The sequence below is a fragment of the Belnapia arida genome (assembly GCF_016773205.1).
In the GTDB taxonomy this organism is placed as follows: Bacteria; Pseudomonadota; Alphaproteobacteria; order Acetobacterales; family Acetobacteraceae; genus Belnapia; species Belnapia arida.
Genome location: NZ_JAETWB010000057.1, coordinates 1 through 16,750, shown reverse-complemented (window position 1 = coordinate 16,750; position 16,750 = coordinate 1). Strand labels below are relative to the sequence as shown.

Annotated in this window: 17 protein-coding genes and 2 pseudogenes; 6 read left to right on the top strand and 13 right to left on the bottom strand. The window is 60.0% G+C overall.

Annotation, left to right across the window (positions count from 1 at the left end):
* Positions 1-87 precede the first annotated feature (87 nt).
* The 3 genes and pseudogenes from JMJ56_RS30425 to JMJ56_RS30415 all read right to left on the bottom strand — a co-directional run bounded on the left by JMJ56_RS30425 (position 88) and on the right by JMJ56_RS30415 (position 3,189).
* Positions 88-944: pseudogene (locus JMJ56_RS30425) on the bottom strand (IS5 family transposase).
* A gap of 166 nt (positions 945-1,110) precedes the next feature.
* Entirely contained in the window at positions 1,111-1,359 is a 249-nt protein-coding gene (locus JMJ56_RS30420; protein ID WP_202835506.1) for a DUF6894 family protein, read from the bottom strand.
* 813 nt (positions 1,360-2,172) lie between these two features.
* Complete coding sequence (locus JMJ56_RS30415; RefSeq protein ID WP_202835505.1) at positions 2,173-3,189, bottom strand: hypothetical protein; 1,017 nt, start codon at positions 3,187-3,189, stop codon at positions 2,173-2,175.
* Positions 3,190-3,277: 88 nt separating this feature from the next.
* Here JMJ56_RS30415 and JMJ56_RS30410 point away from each other — a divergent pair, with 88 nt between their 5' ends.
* From JMJ56_RS30410 to JMJ56_RS30400, 3 genes are all read left to right on the top strand, one after another.
* Positions 3,278-4,084 carry a uracil-DNA glycosylase family protein gene (locus JMJ56_RS30410; protein ID WP_202835504.1) on the top strand — a complete coding sequence of 269 codons (807 nt, stop codon included), beginning with the start codon at positions 3,278-3,280 and terminating at the stop codon, positions 4,082-4,084.
* A gap of 159 nt (positions 4,085-4,243) precedes the next feature.
* Entirely contained in the window at positions 4,244-4,954 is a 711-nt protein-coding gene (locus JMJ56_RS30405) for a hypothetical protein (protein WP_202835503.1), read from the top strand.
* Positions 4,955-5,021: 67 nt separating this feature from the next.
* Complete coding sequence (locus JMJ56_RS30400; protein WP_202835502.1) at positions 5,022-5,492, top strand: hypothetical protein; 471 nt, start codon at positions 5,022-5,024, stop codon at positions 5,490-5,492.
* A gap of 7 nt (positions 5,493-5,499) precedes the next feature.
* On the opposite strand, the gene JMJ56_RS30395 is transcribed toward JMJ56_RS30400, so the two are convergent.
* The 5 genes and pseudogenes from JMJ56_RS30395 to JMJ56_RS30380 form a co-directional block, all read right to left on the bottom strand.
* Entirely contained in the window at positions 5,500-5,727 is a 228-nt protein-coding gene (locus tag JMJ56_RS30395) for a hypothetical protein (protein WP_202835501.1), read from the bottom strand.
* Positions 5,728-5,754: 27 nt separating this feature from the next.
* Positions 5,755-6,900: an ISL3 family transposase gene (locus JMJ56_RS30390; RefSeq protein ID WP_236038896.1), complete on the bottom strand. Its 1,146-nt coding sequence runs from the start codon at positions 6,898-6,900 to the stop codon at positions 5,755-5,757.
* A gap of 248 nt (positions 6,901-7,148) precedes the next feature.
* Positions 7,149-7,499 (bottom strand): annotated as a pseudogene (locus tag JMJ56_RS34460) (transposase family protein); the annotation flags it as partial.
* Between the two features lie 13 nt (positions 7,500-7,512).
* Positions 7,513-8,826, bottom strand: a complete 1,314-nt coding sequence (locus JMJ56_RS30385; protein WP_202835499.1) for a HipA domain-containing protein — start codon at positions 8,824-8,826, stop codon at positions 7,513-7,515.
* A gap of 319 nt (positions 8,827-9,145) precedes the next feature.
* On the bottom strand, positions 9,146-10,048 hold the full coding sequence (locus JMJ56_RS30380; RefSeq protein ID WP_268885166.1) for an AAA family ATPase: 903 nt from the start codon (positions 10,046-10,048) through the stop codon (positions 9,146-9,148).
* Positions 10,049-10,122: 74 nt separating this feature from the next.
* On the opposite strand from JMJ56_RS30380, the gene JMJ56_RS30375 reads away from it, so the two are divergent.
* Positions 10,123-11,010 (top strand): IS3 family transposase, encoded by an 888-nt coding sequence (locus JMJ56_RS30375; RefSeq protein ID WP_202835497.1) that lies wholly within the window; start codon positions 10,123-10,125, stop codon positions 11,008-11,010.
* A 337-nt stretch (positions 11,011-11,347) separates the two neighbouring features.
* On the opposite strand, the gene JMJ56_RS35790 is transcribed toward JMJ56_RS30375, so the two are convergent.
* Both JMJ56_RS35790 and JMJ56_RS30365 read right to left on the bottom strand, forming a co-directional pair.
* A complete protein-coding gene (locus JMJ56_RS35790; protein ID WP_407927971.1) occupies positions 11,348-11,620 on the bottom strand; it encodes an excalibur calcium-binding domain-containing protein in 273 nt (90 codons plus the stop codon).
* Between the two features lie 150 nt (positions 11,621-11,770).
* Positions 11,771-12,382, bottom strand: a complete 612-nt coding sequence (locus JMJ56_RS30365; protein ID WP_202835495.1) for a GIY-YIG nuclease family protein — start codon at positions 12,380-12,382, stop codon at positions 11,771-11,773.
* A 136-nt stretch (positions 12,383-12,518) separates the two neighbouring features.
* On the opposite strand from JMJ56_RS30365, the gene JMJ56_RS30360 reads away from it, so the two are divergent.
* A complete protein-coding gene (locus JMJ56_RS30360; protein WP_202835494.1) occupies positions 12,519-13,328 on the top strand; it encodes a GIY-YIG nuclease family protein in 810 nt (269 codons plus the stop codon).
* Between the two features lie 32 nt (positions 13,329-13,360).
* Here JMJ56_RS30360 and JMJ56_RS30355 read toward each other — a convergent pair whose 3' ends face one another.
* The 3 genes from JMJ56_RS30355 to JMJ56_RS30345 all read right to left on the bottom strand — a co-directional run bounded on the left by JMJ56_RS30355 (position 13,361) and on the right by JMJ56_RS30345 (position 14,973).
* Positions 13,361-13,834, bottom strand: a complete 474-nt coding sequence (locus JMJ56_RS30355; protein WP_236038892.1) for an HIT family protein — start codon at positions 13,832-13,834, stop codon at positions 13,361-13,363.
* Positions 13,835-13,872: 38 nt separating this feature from the next.
* Complete coding sequence (locus JMJ56_RS30350; RefSeq protein WP_202835492.1) at positions 13,873-14,274, bottom strand: hypothetical protein; 402 nt, start codon at positions 14,272-14,274, stop codon at positions 13,873-13,875.
* A 78-nt stretch (positions 14,275-14,352) separates the two neighbouring features.
* Positions 14,353-14,973 (bottom strand): hypothetical protein, encoded by a 621-nt coding sequence (locus JMJ56_RS30345; protein WP_202835491.1) that lies wholly within the window; start codon positions 14,971-14,973, stop codon positions 14,353-14,355.
* A 706-nt stretch (positions 14,974-15,679) separates the two neighbouring features.
* On the opposite strand from JMJ56_RS30345, the gene JMJ56_RS30340 reads away from it, so the two are divergent.
* Positions 15,680-16,645 carry an HNH endonuclease gene (locus tag JMJ56_RS30340; RefSeq protein ID WP_202835490.1) on the top strand — a complete coding sequence of 322 codons (966 nt, stop codon included), beginning with the start codon at positions 15,680-15,682 and terminating at the stop codon, positions 16,643-16,645.
* The last annotated feature ends 105 nt before the right edge of the window (positions 16,646-16,750 follow it).

Sequence of the window (16,750 nt, the reverse complement as noted above, 5' to 3'; positions counted from 1 at the left end):
TTGGGTGAAGCGGCTGAGTTCGTCGCGATTGAAGCGCAATGTTGCGATTGGCCGCTGTCGGGCTGGCTGCTTAGAGCCCATCCGGGATCATTTGGTTTTCTGACACAGCCTTCGGAGCATGCGACGGACGGAGGCCCAGCGCAGAAAGGCAAGCGCGCGGCGGTTCAGGCACTCCCAATCCTTGGCCAATCGTCGGCAGCGGTTGAGTCAGGCGATGGTGCGCTCGACGATCCAGCGCTTCGGGAGCACGACGAACTTGCGCACCTCGGATCGCTTGACGATCTCGAGGTTGATGTGGCGGCAAGTCGTGCGCAGTCCAGCCTGAAAGTGGGCGCCCTGGTACCCGCCGTCGGCGCAGAGCTTCAGCAGGAAGGGGTAGAGGCCAAACAGCGAACCCATCAGCGGCACGCCACCATCGCGGTCCTGGATATCGGCGGCATGGATGATGGCCTGCATCAGCAGGCCTTGGGTGTCGACCAGGACGTGCCGCTTCTTGCCTTTGATCTTCTTGCCCGCGTCGTACCCCGAAGGGTCGATCCAGCGCCCCCTTTTTCCGCGCTCATGACGCTCTGGCTGTCGATGAGAGCGGCCGTCGGGCTGCCCTCGCGCCCAGCCTGCTCCCGGCACATAACGTAGAGCGCGTGGTGGAGGCGATCGAGCGTCCGGTCCTCGTCCCAACGCCGTAGGTAGTCGTTCACCGTGCTCCGTGGCGGCAGGTCCTTCGGCAACGCGGCCCACTGGCAGCCGGTGCTCAGAATGTACATCACCCCGTTCAGCACCGCTCGTATGTCCACTGTCCGCTTGTTGCCGCCGCCCTTCGCCCCTGGGGTTGAACGCCAAAGGCGATCAACCGGACCGATGATCGACCATTCTTCGTCGCTCAGGTCGCTCGGGTAACGCAGCTTGCTGCGGTCGTATTTTGGCCGGTTCTCGGGCGTCCACATGAACGCCCTTCTTCCCGCACCTGCCGCCGGGAGCCAATCACAACCGATTCAGATCACTCGGTCTGTTCCCGGATGGACACTAAGGCCGTCCTACTCCCTTTGGGCGGCCTTTTCCTTGCTCGCAGCCTGATTGCGGTAGCGTCTGCTGACCTGCGATAAACCCCGCTTACTTGAACGGCCTTAGCGCATTATGGACGTGGACCGTCGCCAGGACCTGCCCCGTTTCGTCGGCAACCTCAATCTGTTGCGCGTCCGGTATCCTGCTGCTGTGGCTGCTGAGAAGGCGCTCGGCCACGAGCAGACGCATACTGGCGAGGGCCTCATCTTGCGCAGTGGCGAGACCAGGTAGCTCAGACCCCTCCTGATCGAGGATCAGGTCCTGGCCTTGGCGGATATGCAGGAAGAACCGCGGCATAGCGACATCTTACGTCCTGCCTTCACCACCCTGCCGTCCGGTTGCGCACGGCCGAAGGGATGGGCTGACCTGCGATAAGTATCCCTTACCGCAAGTGATGCAGGGCTTGCCTTAGTTTGTAGAATCAAAGGCTTGTGCCGCGCTGGCTTCCGCAGCTGCCCTCACCAGCCCGGCTCTCTGTCCCCTAGCGGCCGAGGCAGCTGATGGCTTTGCCAGATCCGCAGTTGCTGGAAACTCAGCAGCGGGAGGATCGTCTGCCGGCGTTAAGGGCGCTGCGGGTTCAATGAAGCAGAGAAGGGCAGCGCGGGAGCGAACCGATGGCGGTCCGCGACTAGGGTGAGACAGTGCCTGGCTCCCCGCTCCCAGCAGTTTGCCGCCCAAACTTAAGCGGCCCAGGCGCCGGGGCCGTGAGCTCAGGTCACAAGAGGGTCGCTTGCGAGGATTCTGGCGACGCTGGATTGGCTTATGAGCCCGACGAATCCAATAGCCTGATGCCCAGTCAGCAATTTGGTCGCCGCGGCTGCCGGCAGCCCGAGCGCGACGCCAATCTCAGCAAGCCTGATCATGCCTCGTTCGTCTAGCTCGCGGTCGATCGCCACCCGCAACCGGATGGTCTTCAGTCAGTCAGCGACCCTGCGCTGCCGCTCCTCGGACGAGCGCTTGAGCTTCGCTGGCGGCAGCGACTGTTTAGGGAACATGCTGATAGCCGCTATGTGGCCTCGGCGGCGGCTGTCGTCGCCCCGTGACCGTGTGGTAAGAGGGCTGGCGCCCAGGAATTTAATCGAGGCGGCATAAAACGTTGGCCATGAGCAATCACTCGTCTTCCAAGACGACCCGGCGGTAGGCGAGCGGCAGGGGAAAGCTCTGGTTCAAGTGACCGATATAGGCGGTTTCGCTAGGCGTTGGAGCCGGCGAGCCGACGACCACGACACGCGAGACTCGCGGGCCATTTGGCCAGCAGGCATAGTCGAGCACCTGACCCATAGCTTCCCGAATGCAGCCGCGTGCCGTGCAGGCGGTTTTGATCTCAAACAGAATGCGGCCCTCGTCTGCATCGACGACCACGTCAATCCTGCCGCCGTCCGGCATCGGGTGCTCCTCGCCGATGCGGCCCTCCCCATACTGCCTGACCAATTCCTCGCAAAGCCTGCGCTGCAGAGCGTTATGCCGTAGATCGACATCAAGTGTTCGCTCAACCATGTTCGCCGTGGTCCAACGCTTCGGCGGGTGATGCCGCAGTTGCAGCAGCGGTTCGGTCCAGGCTTCGGTTGCGCTGCTGCGCTTGCCGTCGCCGGATTCAACAAAGCGGTAGAGCGGCAGCAGGCGGTCGAGCGTGTCGAGCATCGTGTTGTAGTCCGGCTCAGCACTGCGACCGAGCGCACCCAGGAACACGAACACGCCGCGGCGGACTAGCGCTCCTTTAATCGGCGCCGGATGGCCTGGCATGATGCGGTCAGTGCCGAGCGGGTGGTGCCACATGCCCAGGCCGTCGAACTCGGCAGGGTTCGTGCGGAGATACTCATTGAAAAGCGCCACTTTTGGGACCAGTGGAGCGATGTCAGGCAGCGACTGGCTTGGCTCGAACGAGAACGCCACGCCATAACGGAGGTCGCCTTCCTCGATCAGCGTTTCGATTCCAATGTTGAACTGCAGTTCCTCGCGCCCGCCAAAATGGAACGCGTAATCGCCGGTTCGAATCGAACCGAACACGCGGTGCGAAGCCTTCCGCCCAAGCCCTCGATTTTCCTTGCGCCAGTCTTGGAGTGCGCCGATCGGCCGCCCAACCGCACGCCGGTTCACCTCGTCTATGATATCCTGAAGTGCCGCCATCCGCCCTCACTGCTGCTTTGCTCTGTTCTCTGGTCGCAGTCACCAGCGTTATGGCGTCCGACCGAGCCTTTAGAAAGAATGGGTTGTCATGGACTCGAACGATGAGTTTCCCGCCGAAGTCTTGCGTGTCGTCCGCGACATGCTCGGGGGCACGACGGAACGGCTGGGCATAGCAGACCTTCCCGGAACCGTCCTCTTCAGCGGCCGGGATACGCTTAAGCGCGGTAACTTGTATATAATGGGGCTGAATCCAGGCGGAGAGGAAAAAGGGCTAAACGCGATAGAGGGAACGATCGGCCAGTCTTTGGACAAGGTGCAGACCAACTGGAACAGCTACGCGGATGAGGGATACGCACCATCCGGCGGGCCGAATGAGCTGCAGAGGCGGATTAGGTCCGTGTTCGAAGCACTTGGAGCTGACCCTCGGCAAACCTTCACCACGAACGCCGTGTTCGCACGCGCTCCAGGTGTGCAGGCGTTAACCCAGCGGGTAGGAAGCCCTTGGAACCTATGGTGGGATCACTGTTGGCCAATCCACCAGTTGTTCCTCCGCATTGTTCGGCCCCGAGTGATCATTTGCTTCGGAAATGGTGGCCCGCCAGAACCCAGCACCTTCGAGTTGCTAAGATTGACCAATCGAACGAAGCCATACCGCTATAATTGGCCGCTGGTTGAGGACGAGACAGCGCAATCAGGTAAGCTGCACGAAGGCGTGGAACTCGACATCGGCGAAAAAGCGCCATTCAAATGCACGGTCTTCGGTCTGCCGCACCCAAGTACGCTCGTGCACAGCTGGCCATTGAATGCTGACGCGGCGCGCTGGGAAAGGGTTACGCGCGCAAGGGCTCTGATCGTAGGTTGGGAGCGGGAAAGCAGCGCCTCAGTTGCACTGTAGTCCTGCTGCACAGGGTAGCGTCGGGCTTGAACCGCTGGCTGGTGTCAACATTCGTGCCCGGCTAGCCACGTCAGGAGAACCATCATCAATACTGACCTAGCATCCCGCTTCGCCCCACTGGTCGCCGCTCACACCGGTAACGCTTTCCTCTCAGGCACGATGGCGGAAGCCCTTCAGCTCCATGCTGAAGGCAGCATTTCGGTCTGCTGGGCGCCTTTCGAGCACGTCGCAGCTGATCCCCGTATCGTCGTGCTCGGCATCACGCCTGGCCGCCAGCAGGCCGAGAATGCTCTCGCGGCGTTCAACAGGGCGCTCACATCGGGCGAGCCGCTTGCGGTGGCTCTCCAGCGCGCAAAGCTGACTGGCGCCTTCTCTGGGCCGATGCGCGAGAAGCTGGTCGCCATGCTTGACCATGTCGGCGCGCAGCGGGCTCTTGGTGTGGCTACCTGCGCAGAGCTGTTCGATCCTTCGCGTGAACTCGCCCATCTCACCTCGGCACTCCGGTATCCAGTCTTCACCGCAGGCGCAAACTACAACGGCGCACCTGACATGCTCCGGACGCCAGTCCTGCGCCGCATGGTGGAAACCCATCTTTCCGAGGAAATACGCGCTCTCCCGAACGCGCTCTGGCTCCCTCTTGGGAGCAAGCCGGCCGCAGCCCTCCGCCATCTTGCGGCTGCTAACCTTATCGACCGCAGTCGCATTCTAGAGGGCCTGCCGCATCCCAGCGGCGCTAATGGTGAGCGGATCGCCTACTTCCTCGGAAGGAAGGCGCGCGGCGCCTTATCAGCAAAGACCCAGCCCGCCGTCATCGACGCTGCCCGCAAACACCTCATAGAGCAGCTCGCCCGGTTCAGGAACGTCGCCTGACGGCGATTGCGATCTGTGTATCAAGTCACCACGGCCAAGCGGAAAATCCTTTCGGCCTGGAATTCGTGTGCCCCTCTTTGCCCAAATCGTCGGTGACCTGAGCAGCGCCTCGGCGAAGACGCGGCGGCGAATGGCCTATGAGGTCCGGCTAGGACGAGCCCGTAGCATAGCCCGAAGAGCCTGGATACGCTTACCGCAGCATAGCCGGGCTTGCCACAATTGGCCTCCAGCGGAATCAGAGCGCCGCAACCAGTACAAGGCCGACCTGCTGGCGCTGCCGGCAGGATCGCCCCAGCCGGGCGAGGACACGTCGCATGGCATTGCGCTGAGCCTGCTCACGACCGAAGTGGCCGAGGATGTGGCCGCTCTGCGTGCGCGGCGGCTCATGGGCCGGCTGTGGCAAGAGTCGGTGGAGCGGCGACGCAGCGGCACGCCGCTGTCTGGGGTGTACGCGATCGCGGCCGAAATGTACGCAGACCGGCTCGGCACCGGAGAGTCGCCAAGCGCGGATGAGCTTCTGGCACCGCTGTTCCCCTGATCTCTGATCAGGCGATCCCGGCCCACTGCGACATCACCACGTTGTCGATCTCATAGGTGACGGTGCTGGGGGTCGAGCCATTCGGCCCACCGCCCATCCACGCATCGGCCGAGGTCCCGACATACCCCATCGCGCCGAAGCCCATGGGGTCGTCCGGCACCGCATCCGCGCCGGTCCAGTGCGCCACCACCTTGCCGTTGACCTCAACCGTGAGATCGCCCGGCAGCCATGTCATCTTGTAGTCCGTGCTGCCGTTGCTGGATCATGCGGCGTGTAGGACTCGTGCGCGGAGGAGCTCGAAGCTTGCACGGCCGTACATTGTCCGTTTGATCATCTTGATCCGGCAGATCTGGCCTTCGGCCGGACTGGTGGTCCACGGCAGATCGAGCGCGGCCCGCACGGCAGCGATGTCACGGCGCAGCTCGGTGACGAAGGCGGCGAGCGGCGTAGACGCCACGTCGGCTAGCACGTCATCGAGCGCCTCATCGCTGTGCCGCCGCAGCACCTGGACGAGCCGCCTGGCGACGACAATCGCGGTGGAAAGAACTGGCACCTCCTCCAGCAGCCGCGCGGCAAACAGCCGATCGGGCGCGGACAGCGTGCTGGCGGCGGCCATCAGCAGCCGGGCGACGCGACGGCCGGAGGGCGGCCGCCAGGGTTGGCTATCCGCTATGACTGGCGCCCTGCCGGGGCTGTGCCTAGCCCGGCGCCGCTGCGTCGCCCAGGCCCGCACGATGGCGGGCCGGCCGGGGAAGCCCAGCGCGGCGAGTTCGCGCCACAGCTGGGCCGCGTTGCAGCAGCCCGCCGCCCAGCGCCGCTCCAGGTGCTCGCGGTAGGGATCAAGTAGGCTGCCGCGCGGTGGCCTGCGCCAAGTCGGCATGGCGCCCACCTGGAGCCATTGCCGGAGTGTCTTGCGATCGGCACCGACCTGCCGGGAGATGGCGCTGATCGAAGCGCCGGCCGCATGCAGCCGCACCGCCTCGTCGAAGCGGGCCTGCCGGCGTGCCCGCCTCGCCTCGGCCCCGCGGGCCTCCGGGTTCGGCGGAGCTACGGCCGAAGTGCTGTGGGCATCCTCGGCTGCCAACTGCGCCATGACCTCGCGGCCGATGCGCTGGACGGCGGCATGGTGACGGTCGGTGACGACATGGATGGCATCACCCAGATTCCGCAGCAGGTGCCAGCGGTCGGTGACCTGGACGGCATCGGGCGCACCTTGGCGCGCGCCGTCGGCGTAGACGCCGGCCCGGTCTCGGGCGACGATCTCGACGCCGGGGTTGGCCCGCAGCCACGTGGACAGGCTCTCGGCCCGCCGGTCCGGCAGCAGGTCGACAACCCGGTTGCGCTCGAGATCGACGAGGACCGTCCCGTAGCGGTGACCGCGACGCCAGGCCCACTCGTCCACCGCCAGTACCGTACTGCTGATCTGGGTTCCAGCGTGGCGCCCGCACGCCGCACCATCCGCAGCAGCGTGTCGGCGCTGGCGGGCATGGCCAGCCGCGCCGCGAGGCGGGTGCCGGCCTCGCCGCCAGCGGCGAGGCCAAGATGGTGCTGCAGGTCACCTAGCCGCCCGGTCCGGCGCGCCGCAGGCGGCGCGATGTTGGTGAGCCGTTCGGCGAAGGTCACCCGTGGACAGGCTGGCTGCAGGCATCGGAAACGCCGGGCCCGTACGTGCAGCCGCACCGGACGTCCTTGCCAGGGCAGGTCGTGCAGGATGCGGTCGTACTGGCTGTGGACCCGCCGGGTGGGTGCGGCGCAGGTCGGGCAGGCCGCCCAGGCCTGGCGCGGCGTGACGAGAATGGTGAGGTAGTCGGGGGAGGGCAGGATCTGCTGGACCAGCAGCCCTGCCGGAATAAACGGCAGGAGGCGCTTGGACAAGAACGACACTTCAAAGGAGGAGAGGGTTCCTCCTATGTGCTCATCCTGCCGCGGAACGACGACCCGCAGCACGGGAAGTGCGGGAGAACCCTTTCTTGTTCTTATTAGCACGAGCTGCGCGTCCCTTTTCATAACCTTAATCAGCTTAGATTTGGACGCTTAGATTTGATATGGTGAGTTTACATCTGCTTAAAACTCTCGTTGACACCTCTCGAACAAAGTCGCTATTTCGCACTTCGGCACATACGGTTTCAGTCACTATGGGCAGTTTAGCCAGGGTCTTTCTAGCTAACTCTTCAACTCGCAGTACCGTAGTTTCGGGATCACACCCAACAGTCCGCGCAAAACGTTCCCAGTGTCGATGCCGAATGTGTCGCCCTATTTTTTGTTCCCCCACAAACATGGCCATTTTTTCCTCTATGCCACCGTAAACCGTGGTGTGCATAAGATCGTATAATGGAGCAAGCTCAATCCTTGGTGGATCGTGGAAAACCAGGGAGTAATTTTTTGCGTGCGCGTCTGTATTATCAATAAGGACGTTAAATATGACCGCGTTTAGCAGATCCCTAGACCGTACTTCCGGATGAGGCACGCCTGACTGGAGCGCCTGAAAGCATTTAGCGAGTGAAGCTGTTCCATTATCGTGGGAGACACCAGATTGGTACTTCTTAGATGGCGGAAGTCCGGTTGCTTGACACAAATCTTCTTGGTGTAAGCGGGCGACTATCTCCTCGGTTGCATTCTCACGGTCATACCGCTTAACGCAAAGATACTGGATCTCTTCGGCCACGCCTGCCATCGCATCAACTGCATTTAGGCCCACAGCTTTAGCTAAGCGCAGACAAAACAATTCATTTTCAACGCAGCCTGGGATGGTGTTTTCTCCTTCAGGTTTGAGGATGTGTGTACTGGCTGCGCCAAACTTCGGCTGAGCAATCCGACCGTCAGGGTAAAGCCGAACTCCGGTTTTCGGTTGATGGCCAGCAGCAGACATCTGTACGCCATTCTCACCAGCAAGCAGTGGACGAGATGGCACCCGTCGTAGTGCAGCCGCCAACTCTGCTGGACTAAGCAACTCATAATGCGGCTGATCGTCTGTACTAGGCGACGCATGCGCCACTCGGACGGCACCGCCGAGGTCGCCTCCAGCTTTTGCCAAAATCCCAAACACGTCTGTTGTGGCTTGATTAAGCGCGTTGGCAAATTTTGGAAGTTGCTCGTCCTCTGGAAGAAGATTCAAAAACCAAGAATAGACTTGCGGCCCTTCGTAGATTCTCAATACTCGACGAGAGCCTTCTATATCAAATGGAACGGGCATTGTTATCGAAAGCGGCATAGCATGCTTCCAAGCGGAATAAACTGGGTCATACCAAAATCGTAAAGAACAAGGGTCGCTGGATGCACGTTCAAGTATGCCAAGTAGTCCGCCACGTCCGCCTATTTTTAATTGCTCCGCCATCTGTTATGGTCCAGTTCTAGTTAATTCAATTTCCTGAGGCTAATCCGGCTCCCACCAATGCTTTACACGGCCCTCCATGTGAGGTTGGTATATTGAGTCTGCCAAGGACCTCGCGCCAGATTGGACGCGCTGTGTCACACAGTTGCCGAGTTGCACCCCTATATAAAGAAGCAACTTACAACCGCTCCTCCTTGTCCTGTACCCCAGGTGAACCAATGCTCGGCGTTGGGACACCGCAGGGGAGCCGCAGGCGGACACGGCGAGGGGGGCGCAAGCAGCCCTCAGGGGTCTTCCCAAAGGCTGCCCGCAACCGTCAACTTCAGACAGGCTTAAAGCGTCTCATCGTCATCGAACGCTTCCTCAGCACCCTGCGCAGTCTCCTTGAGACACGCTTAATCTCGTGCTGCTTGGCTAGCCCTTTGGCATAAGCCTGAGCCAGCAAGCGGCTTACCTTAGTCTTGTCCTGGATACCGATGGACAACCCTGCGTCCTGCTGGGTCGCAAACCGACCACTTTGGATAGCTCGCACGGGACGTAAAGCTTCATTCCCTTCGTCCTCGCTGACATGCCACTTCGAGCCGTCCAAGGTGAACACCCTTGGGGCCAATAGCTGATTGCTTTTCGCTCTGAACTTGGTGAACTCCAAGCTGAAGCTGGCCTGGCCCATCGGTGCCTCTTGGGGCTTATTCAGCCCCATAGCGACCTCAAAGGTTGTCATCAGTGCGGTGCTGCCTCGATAACTATTACCTCCCTTATTAGAGTGATGAATAAGAAGCACTCCAACGTTAGTCGTCTTCAGATCCATCAGGAAGGTAAGCACGGGCTTTATTGCATCAGCGCTGTTTTCGTCACCCAAGGTATCGGTGAGCGTGGTGACGTTGTCGAGGATGATGAATTCGATACCGGCAACACAAATATAAGCCGATAGCTCACGCTGGGTCTGCGGATCGCCAATGTCATAGAACCAGGTTCCCGGCTTTTGAAGCTGGCGTGCCCGAATCTCAATGTTGTTCAGGGCGGTCTCTCGGTCGATCCCGGATACGCTGTCGACGAGCAGTGTCAGCCGCTCAGCGATGCCCTCGCCGCGCATCTCACCATCAACGATGAGCACCTTCCGAGGCTTCGGGGCGGTCCACCCAGCGACCTCTCCCCCACCAGCCACCATGAGCGCCAGCGTCAAGCTAAGCATGGTTTTCCCAACACCGGGCGCTGCCCAAGCCAAGGCTGATTTGAGGTGGCCCCCGGATTTCGGACAGGCGGGTAAGCTCGGTTCGCCTGCGAGAAGGACGGACCCGGATGACGGGCAAGCGGACGCGGTACTCGGCGGATTTCAAGGCGAAGGTGGCGCTGGAGGCGCTGCGGGGTGAGCTGACAGCGGCGCAGCTGGCGGCCAAGCATGGCATTCACCAGACGATGGTGGGCGACTGGAAGCGGCAGGCCATGGAGGGTTTGACGGCAGTGTTCTCTGGCAAGGCGGCGGCGCAGGAGAGCGCCAAGACGGCCGAGGCGCAGGTGGAGAAGCTGCACGCCAAGATCGGGCGGCGGGAAGGCTACGTGGTCGGCCGCAAGCGCATCCGGCGGCTGATGGCGAAGATGGGCTTGGCGCCGATCTACCAGCGGCCGCGGACGACGGTGCCGAATCCCGAGCACCGGATCTTCCCCTACCTACTGCGGGATCTGGTGATCGACCGCCACAACCAGGTCTGGTGCGCCGACATCACCTACCTGCCGATGCGGCGCGGCTTCCTCTACCTGGTCGCGGTGATGGACTGGGCGACGCGGAAGGTGCTGGCCTGGCGGGTGTCGAACACCATGGAGGTGGAGTTCTGCCTCAAGGTGCTGGAGGAGGCCATGGCGCGGTTCGGTCGGCCGGAGATCTTCAATACCGACCAGGGCAGCCAATTCACCTCGCCGCGGTTCACCGGACTGCTGCAGCAGGTCGGAGTGCGCGTCTCGATGGATGGCCGCGGCCGCTGGATCGATAACGTGTTCATCGAGCGGCTGTGGCGCAGCCTGAAGTACGAGTGCATCTACCTGCATGCCTTCGAAACCGGCTCGGAGGTGCGGGCCGGCCTGTCGAAGTGGATCGGCTACTACAATACCAAGCGCCCACATTCTGGCGTGGACGGCAGAACCCCGGACGAGGCCTATGGGGCCAATGCCGTAACAAAGTTGGCGGCCTGACGGAAACCAGAACCGAGCTTATCCAGGCCGCGAAGCTGTCCGACGAATGGGGACCATCTCAGTGATCCATCGTTCACGGACATCCTGCAGCCCATTGATCAACCGGTTCCCATAGGCGCAGTCGATGTGTCCTGCCCCAGGTGAATCCTCAGCGCCTTCCGGACTGCTTCCAAGGCTCCCCCAACGCGCGCCTCGGGAACACCAGCGGCAGCAAGGTGCGATGCCATAAGGTCGACGGTGGCGTCGAAGGCTTGGGTCACCGGAAGCACCATCACCTTCTCTGTATCGCGTGTTGACAGCTCAGGTTGGCTCTGTGCCGGGTCATGATCGAAGGCCGTTACCGGTAGTATGGACGCCAAGGTTCACAGGAGATGCCATCCTGGTCTGCATCGAGCTTGGACCAGTACCCTGGCTTCCCTCTCCTTGCAGGGGCCAAACCCACCGCACGGGCAGCATCACAGTTGTGCCGGGCTTGGTAGTGCTTGAAGGTCAGATCCAGCGGCCACGGGCTGAAGATGAAGAGCTGCACTAGGTAGCCCAGCGCGCCAGCAGCCACGATTGCGAGCAGTCCGTATCCCTTGGCCCTACGCCAGGACCGGCGGATGCGCATCCATCTATCATGCCGTCGCCAAGCAACTGCCCGCCGCCTCTCCTCACGTTCGATGTCCCGCAATAGCTGTCTGACGGGGTTGGCGCGGGGCAGGAGAGAGCGAAGGTTCATCTCCTTATCATAACTACATCAGAACAAGATGCCAGCCTTCTAGGGCTTTAAGCGCCTTGGTCCTCCTCGCTCCGCAATGGGCATCATGGTCGCCGCCGCTTTGGCTTCACTTCGGATCACCTTCAGCGTCGCGCAGTAAGGATGCCTTGCATTCCCCGCGACGTTCAGTGGCAAGCTCAGGTCACCAATAAGTTCCGTCTCGAGCTGCCATGGCCGGTCCGTTGCCACCCAGACCACTCGTGCATGGTCAGCCATCCAAGCGTCTAGCCGCTGCTCGCCAGGGTTGGTGAAGGTTCTCGTCCTGCCATTCCCTACGCGCCGTAGCTGGATGCCCAGGCGGTCAGCTAGGAGACATCCCAAGGTCAGCCTCAGCGTCGATCCCGCAGCATTTCCCCTGAAGTGGTAGGTGACGCGCTGCTGGAGGTGCGCGGCGCTGGCCTTCCTGCCGTTTGTAGGAGGAGCCTTGGGGGCTATGCCGACATACAGCAGGGTGAAGCCACTGAGCCTGACGCAGCCATCCGTCGGCACGCCCGGTGGAATCTCATCGAAATACAATGCGTAGACGCCGGGCAGCTTGGGAATAGGGCACGGTTTCTCCGCGATCTGCTTTTGGGAAATCAGCTCTGGCGGTTGCAGTAGCGCAGCGTCCATGTGTCCACCGTAATTCGCTTGATGTGAGTACTAGGAAGACCGTGCGCCTCCCCGTGTATCAGCTGAAGAACGGCACAACCTCTCCCATTAATGTGCATCGGTAAGTTTAGTCCGAATTCATTACAATCCGACGGTCATGGCATCACCCGTCATTTATGAGATCGTCTGCTTCCCAGCGAAGGTTCGCTACGTTGGTCAAGCTAAAGATCCGGCCAAGAGATGGGCGCAGCACAAAACGAGGCTGGCCAACGGGCGGCATGAGAACGCGGGCCTTCGCGCCGCTTATAGAGATTATGGGATTGGACACTTTGAATTTAGGATTTTAGAGGAGGTCGTTGACCCAAAGTCTCTACGCCTCAGAGAGCAGTACTGGATACGCACATTTCGAGCGCAAGATGGACTCCGCCTTATAAATCACAGAAGGGCGATCAGCTTTCTCGACCCCAACGGGAAGCGTCAATATTGTGAGCGCCCAAAAGCTTTCTTCTGGGTCGAGGATCCCTCAGGCCGGGGTCGGCTAATCATTAACTTAAGGGCTTTTTGCGCCGAGCATTTTCTTTCGTATTTAACGATGTGGGCCGTAGCCCGAAGGCGCGGTAAAAACAAAGGGCCTCATCAAGGTTGGATGATATGGTCTGCGGAGCCAGCTTACTGGTCGTGGGAAAATCAGAGCTGGGAAGGCTATACTGAAAAAATTGTTGTGCAGGGTTGGGTTCTCAATCCGTTGAACGGATGGGGGGAACACCATCTTATTTGGGTGCAGGAAACAGAGGATATTTGGTTTAAAGTTGAAAACAGAGCCAAAAACCTTGGACACCTATTTTCGGCGGGATGGTCTGATATTTACATGACTGATAAGCACCGGGTAAGCGTGTGGGAATATCGACCAGGTAGGGTTTCATTCGAATGGCTTCCGAGTGGATCTCAGAGCTTTTTCTCCATGTAGTGAGTCTCGAGCTGTTCGCCTGATTGGAAAAATCAATACTGCTGGCGTTTAGGGATCACGCCACGCACCCCACCCCTAGGCTCCTCCACACCACCCTTCCGTCTTGGGATAAGGTGAACATGGGCATGGTCGACGGTCTGCCCTGCGACCTCACCACAGTTCATGCCCACGTTGAATCCCAGAACCGTCCTGTCGGCCTCTATAACCGCCCTCCGGACCTCATCCATGAGGATGCCGATGGCGCGACGCTCCGGGTCGCTGAGATCGAACCAGGTTGCCGCATGGCGCCTTGGGACGATTAAGGTATGCAGCGCCGTGACCGGATAGGCATCCCTGAAGGCGACCGCGAGAGTGTTGCCAGCGATGACCCTGGTAGCCGGAGGGTCGCAGAAGATGCAGCCCTCCTGGCGAGCCTCTAAGCCGTCCCTAACCGCCCTAAAGTCCGTCGCATCCCGGCCCCCCTTGTTCGCATTGCATTGCCAGCAGAGGGCCTGGAGGTTCTCCAAGGTATCCTTGCCGCCATGCTTGCGGGGGATAATGTAGTCTACCTCAAGGGCCTTCTCGTCACCTGGCGCCCACACAGCTCGCACCTAAACCTCGCGCGCTTGAAGACTTCATACCGGACGGTCCCGGAGAGGTCCCCCAAGGCAGTTCTGCGATGGTCGTAAGCTTTGGCTCCGCGACGCTGGAGATAGTCGGCCACCTTTGCATCGCAGATGGCGATCAGTTCAGCGCGCTCTGCTTCGGTCAGCGTCTTAAGGTCCGTCTTAAGACGGTACTCGTCGCCGTCCCGCTCGATTAAGCCATGCCGACTGAGGACCGGCCCCGGCGTCCGCTTGGTGATCTCTTCGTAGTACTCCAGTTGAGCCTCATCGAGGGCGAGGAAGGCTGCTGCGATGTCCCGCCGAGATGCCCACCCGTTGCCCTGGATGAGGACCTTGATCATGACAGGCTGGTAGACGTGGGACATCCTCATGCAGTGACAGAGAAAGTCCCTAAGAAAAACCGAATCCACAACCACTGCTCAGGACTCAAAAGGGTAAGGCCCAACATCATAAGTTTTGGTCATTCTAATTAAGTCGCTATCCGTAGAATTGCCTTGTTCCAACACTATGTAGTTGGCCTGAAAATTCCAAGCCTCAGGAAGAAACACTTGGCGTACCCCGCGCCGACGATTAACGGCATCAGTGATTTGAACGGGCTTCAAGTTGGTTTTCTGAGAAGCGTCCGGTGCTGAGTCACCCTCACCAAAGAACGCCTTGAACGGCGCGGTGAGACGGACGGCGCCAACCAAGCCGAGATGATTCGGGCTATTTCCGCCCCATTCATGCCTAACGGCGAAGGTCGCTTGAAGAATGCCTTTGCCTTGGGGTCGCCCCTCTGCAAATGCAGGTTCCCCACGGGCGAAATAGTCGATGACCTGCTTCATCTCGTGCGGCGTGAACCACCATTCTCCAAAAAAGCGTCTTGGGTCATGGTAGGTCCGCAGTAAGACAAGGCCAGGAGCAAGATCAACAACTACTGGGTCCTTAATCCCACCGGATCTTGCGCCACTTTTCGAATCAAACCCGCGCACCTTCAAGTAGGTAAGCTTCAATGTGGGGTCTTGAAACAAATGCGCATTTACAGCCGTCGTGGACGTCATCTCAACCCCCGTTTTTGCTCTACAAGGTCACCATAATCTAATCTTTCCACGCGATGCCAATTGCGCCGTAGGGTACGCCGATGAGGGTTTTCTGTGAATGGGTTGTTGAGTTCGCCTCTTGGAGACCATGCGAGGTTCATACGGAGTCAGCCCGAGCAAGCAACCGCTGTACCGCGATGGCCGTCCACTTACCCTTCCTTGGTGGCCCTATACCCTTGGCCTCTAGGGCGGCCGCAATGGCCCTCAGCGACGCTCTGTGGTCCCGCATCTCCTGAGCCACAGGCAGCACCTTGATCCTGAACCGTGCGGCATGAACATGTCTCGCCTCGGCCGATGCCCGTGCTGCCTTTCATGGATCAGGTGGCGTATCCGGCCGATAGCCGCGATCACCTCCGAGCTTCACGCCACGGGCCTCCGCCATTTTAAGAGCCGCCTTGGTTTGCTCACTGATGAGACCGCCTCCCATCCCGCCACAGCATCCATCTGCATCAGGACAAATCGTCCCATAGCCCCAGTAGGAATCTGTGGCATGTCGCAGAAAGCTACATCGGCGCCTCCATCAATCAGACTGCGTAGGAACGGGAGATTGAGACTGAGGCGGTCCAGTTTCGCCACCAGCAGAGTTGCCGTTTTTCTGCATGAAGCTGGCTTGAACAGCGCTGGAGATCGCAGTCATATTGCAGTCTCGTTCTGGATTGGTGTTTAGATGCCCAACTGGCTAGCAATAACTCAACAAGATTGGTTGCGACGCACCCGCGATGCGAGGCACGAAGCGGTGCATTTCTGGCTACCTTCACCTTGGCAAAGGCGAGATCTGATTGCTGGTGACCGTTGGTACTTTCGGGAGCAGACTTGGGATAAAGGCCTTGGGCGGCCACCCCAAATCCTTGGGCACGGGATCGTAGTTCGGTACGAGCAGACTACCCCTCGTGCTTTGTTCGCTAGCCATGGGTCAGCTACTGGGTATGACAGCGTCTCTGAACTTGCGGAAGGTATCGGTACGACCGGGTATGGAGAGCAGGGTGCCCTTGATCGTAGCATTGGCAACATCATACTGCGTGATGTCGTCGTCTATGAGAGGCCAATCATAGCACCTCGTGATATTCCGACCGCCAGCCTAGTGAGCCCTAACGGGCGGACTTACTGGCCCTTTAATGATGAATTGGTTCGACCGCTTTTGTCCGATAGCGAGGGCCGCATTAAGGCCTCGGAAGCAGACGACAGCGCCTTTGATCCAAAGAATGCTAAAGACGCTCGTGAGAAGGTTCTTAGAGCAATCAAAACCCGCCGAGGGCAGAAAGGTTTTCGGGACGCTCTACTCAAAGCCTACAGCGGGCGCTGTGCTATCACCGGCTGTTCAGTGCTGGACGTGTTGGAGGCATCTCATATTACTCCATATCTAGGTCCGGAAACTAATCACGTCACCAATGGCATTTTGCTTCGAGCTGATTTGCATACCTTGTATGATTGCGGGCTATTCGCAATTGACCCAGGGACGTTAAAGGTGATTATCGCCCCTTTGCTTGAAACGTCCAGCTACCGCAAAATCAATAACCGGCCTTTGCGGCTGCCAGCATCCCCCTCAGAAAGCCCCAGCAAGAAGGCATTGCGACAGCGCATTGAGGAGTTCACTGCCCACAGTGGCAGTCCGCCGAAAGGTGCTTCGGACTAAGAGCATCTTGCTCTGTCGCGAGCCTATTCGGGCAGGATAAGGCCTGAAGCCCCAGTTGGGGATCATGGACAATGAACTGCTCCGTTTTGCTCGGCTCTCTGCGGC

Excerpts from the sequence above, each read along its gene's own strand:
- JMJ56_RS30410 (WP_202835504.1), top strand. The coding sequence starts at position 3,278 with ATGGACTCGAACGATGAGTTTCCCGCCGAAGTCTTGCGTGTCGTCCGC.
- JMJ56_RS30375 (WP_202835497.1), top strand. The coding sequence starts at position 10,123 with ATGACGGGCAAGCGGACGCGGTACTCGGCGGATTTCAAGGCGAAGGTG.
- JMJ56_RS30360 (WP_202835494.1), top strand. The coding sequence starts at position 12,519 with ATGGCATCACCCGTCATTTATGAGATCGTCTGCTTCCCAGCGAAGGTT.
- JMJ56_RS30420 (WP_202835506.1), bottom strand. The coding sequence starts at position 1,359 with ATGCCGCGGTTCTTCCTGCATATCCGCCAAGGCCAGGACCTGATCCTC.
- JMJ56_RS30350 (WP_202835492.1), bottom strand. The coding sequence starts at position 14,274 with ATGATCAAGGTCCTCATCCAGGGCAACGGGTGGGCATCTCGGCGGGAC.
- JMJ56_RS30415 (WP_202835505.1), bottom strand. The coding sequence starts at position 3,189 with ATGGCGGCACTTCAGGATATCATAGACGAGGTGAACCGGCGTGCGGTT.
- JMJ56_RS30365 (WP_202835495.1), bottom strand. The coding sequence starts at position 12,382 with ATGGACGCTGCGCTACTGCAACCGCCAGAGCTGATTTCCCAAAAGCAG.
- JMJ56_RS30405 (WP_202835503.1), top strand. The coding sequence starts at position 4,244 with ATGGCGGAAGCCCTTCAGCTCCATGCTGAAGGCAGCATTTCGGTCTGC.
- JMJ56_RS35790 (WP_407927971.1), bottom strand. The coding sequence starts at position 11,620 with ATGCGCATCCGCCGGTCCTGGCGTAGGGCCAAGGGATACGGACTGCTC.
- JMJ56_RS30345 (WP_202835491.1), bottom strand. The coding sequence starts at position 14,973 with ATGACGTCCACGACGGCTGTAAATGCGCATTTGTTTCAAGACCCCACA.
- JMJ56_RS30340 (WP_202835490.1), top strand. The coding sequence starts at position 15,680 with ATGCCCAACTGGCTAGCAATAACTCAACAAGATTGGTTGCGACGCACC.
- JMJ56_RS30395 (WP_202835501.1), bottom strand. The coding sequence starts at position 5,727 with ATGACATGGCTGCCGGGCGATCTCACGGTTGAGGTCAACGGCAAGGTG.
- JMJ56_RS30385 (WP_202835499.1), bottom strand. The coding sequence starts at position 8,826 with ATGGCGGAGCAATTAAAAATAGGCGGACGTGGCGGACTACTTGGCATA.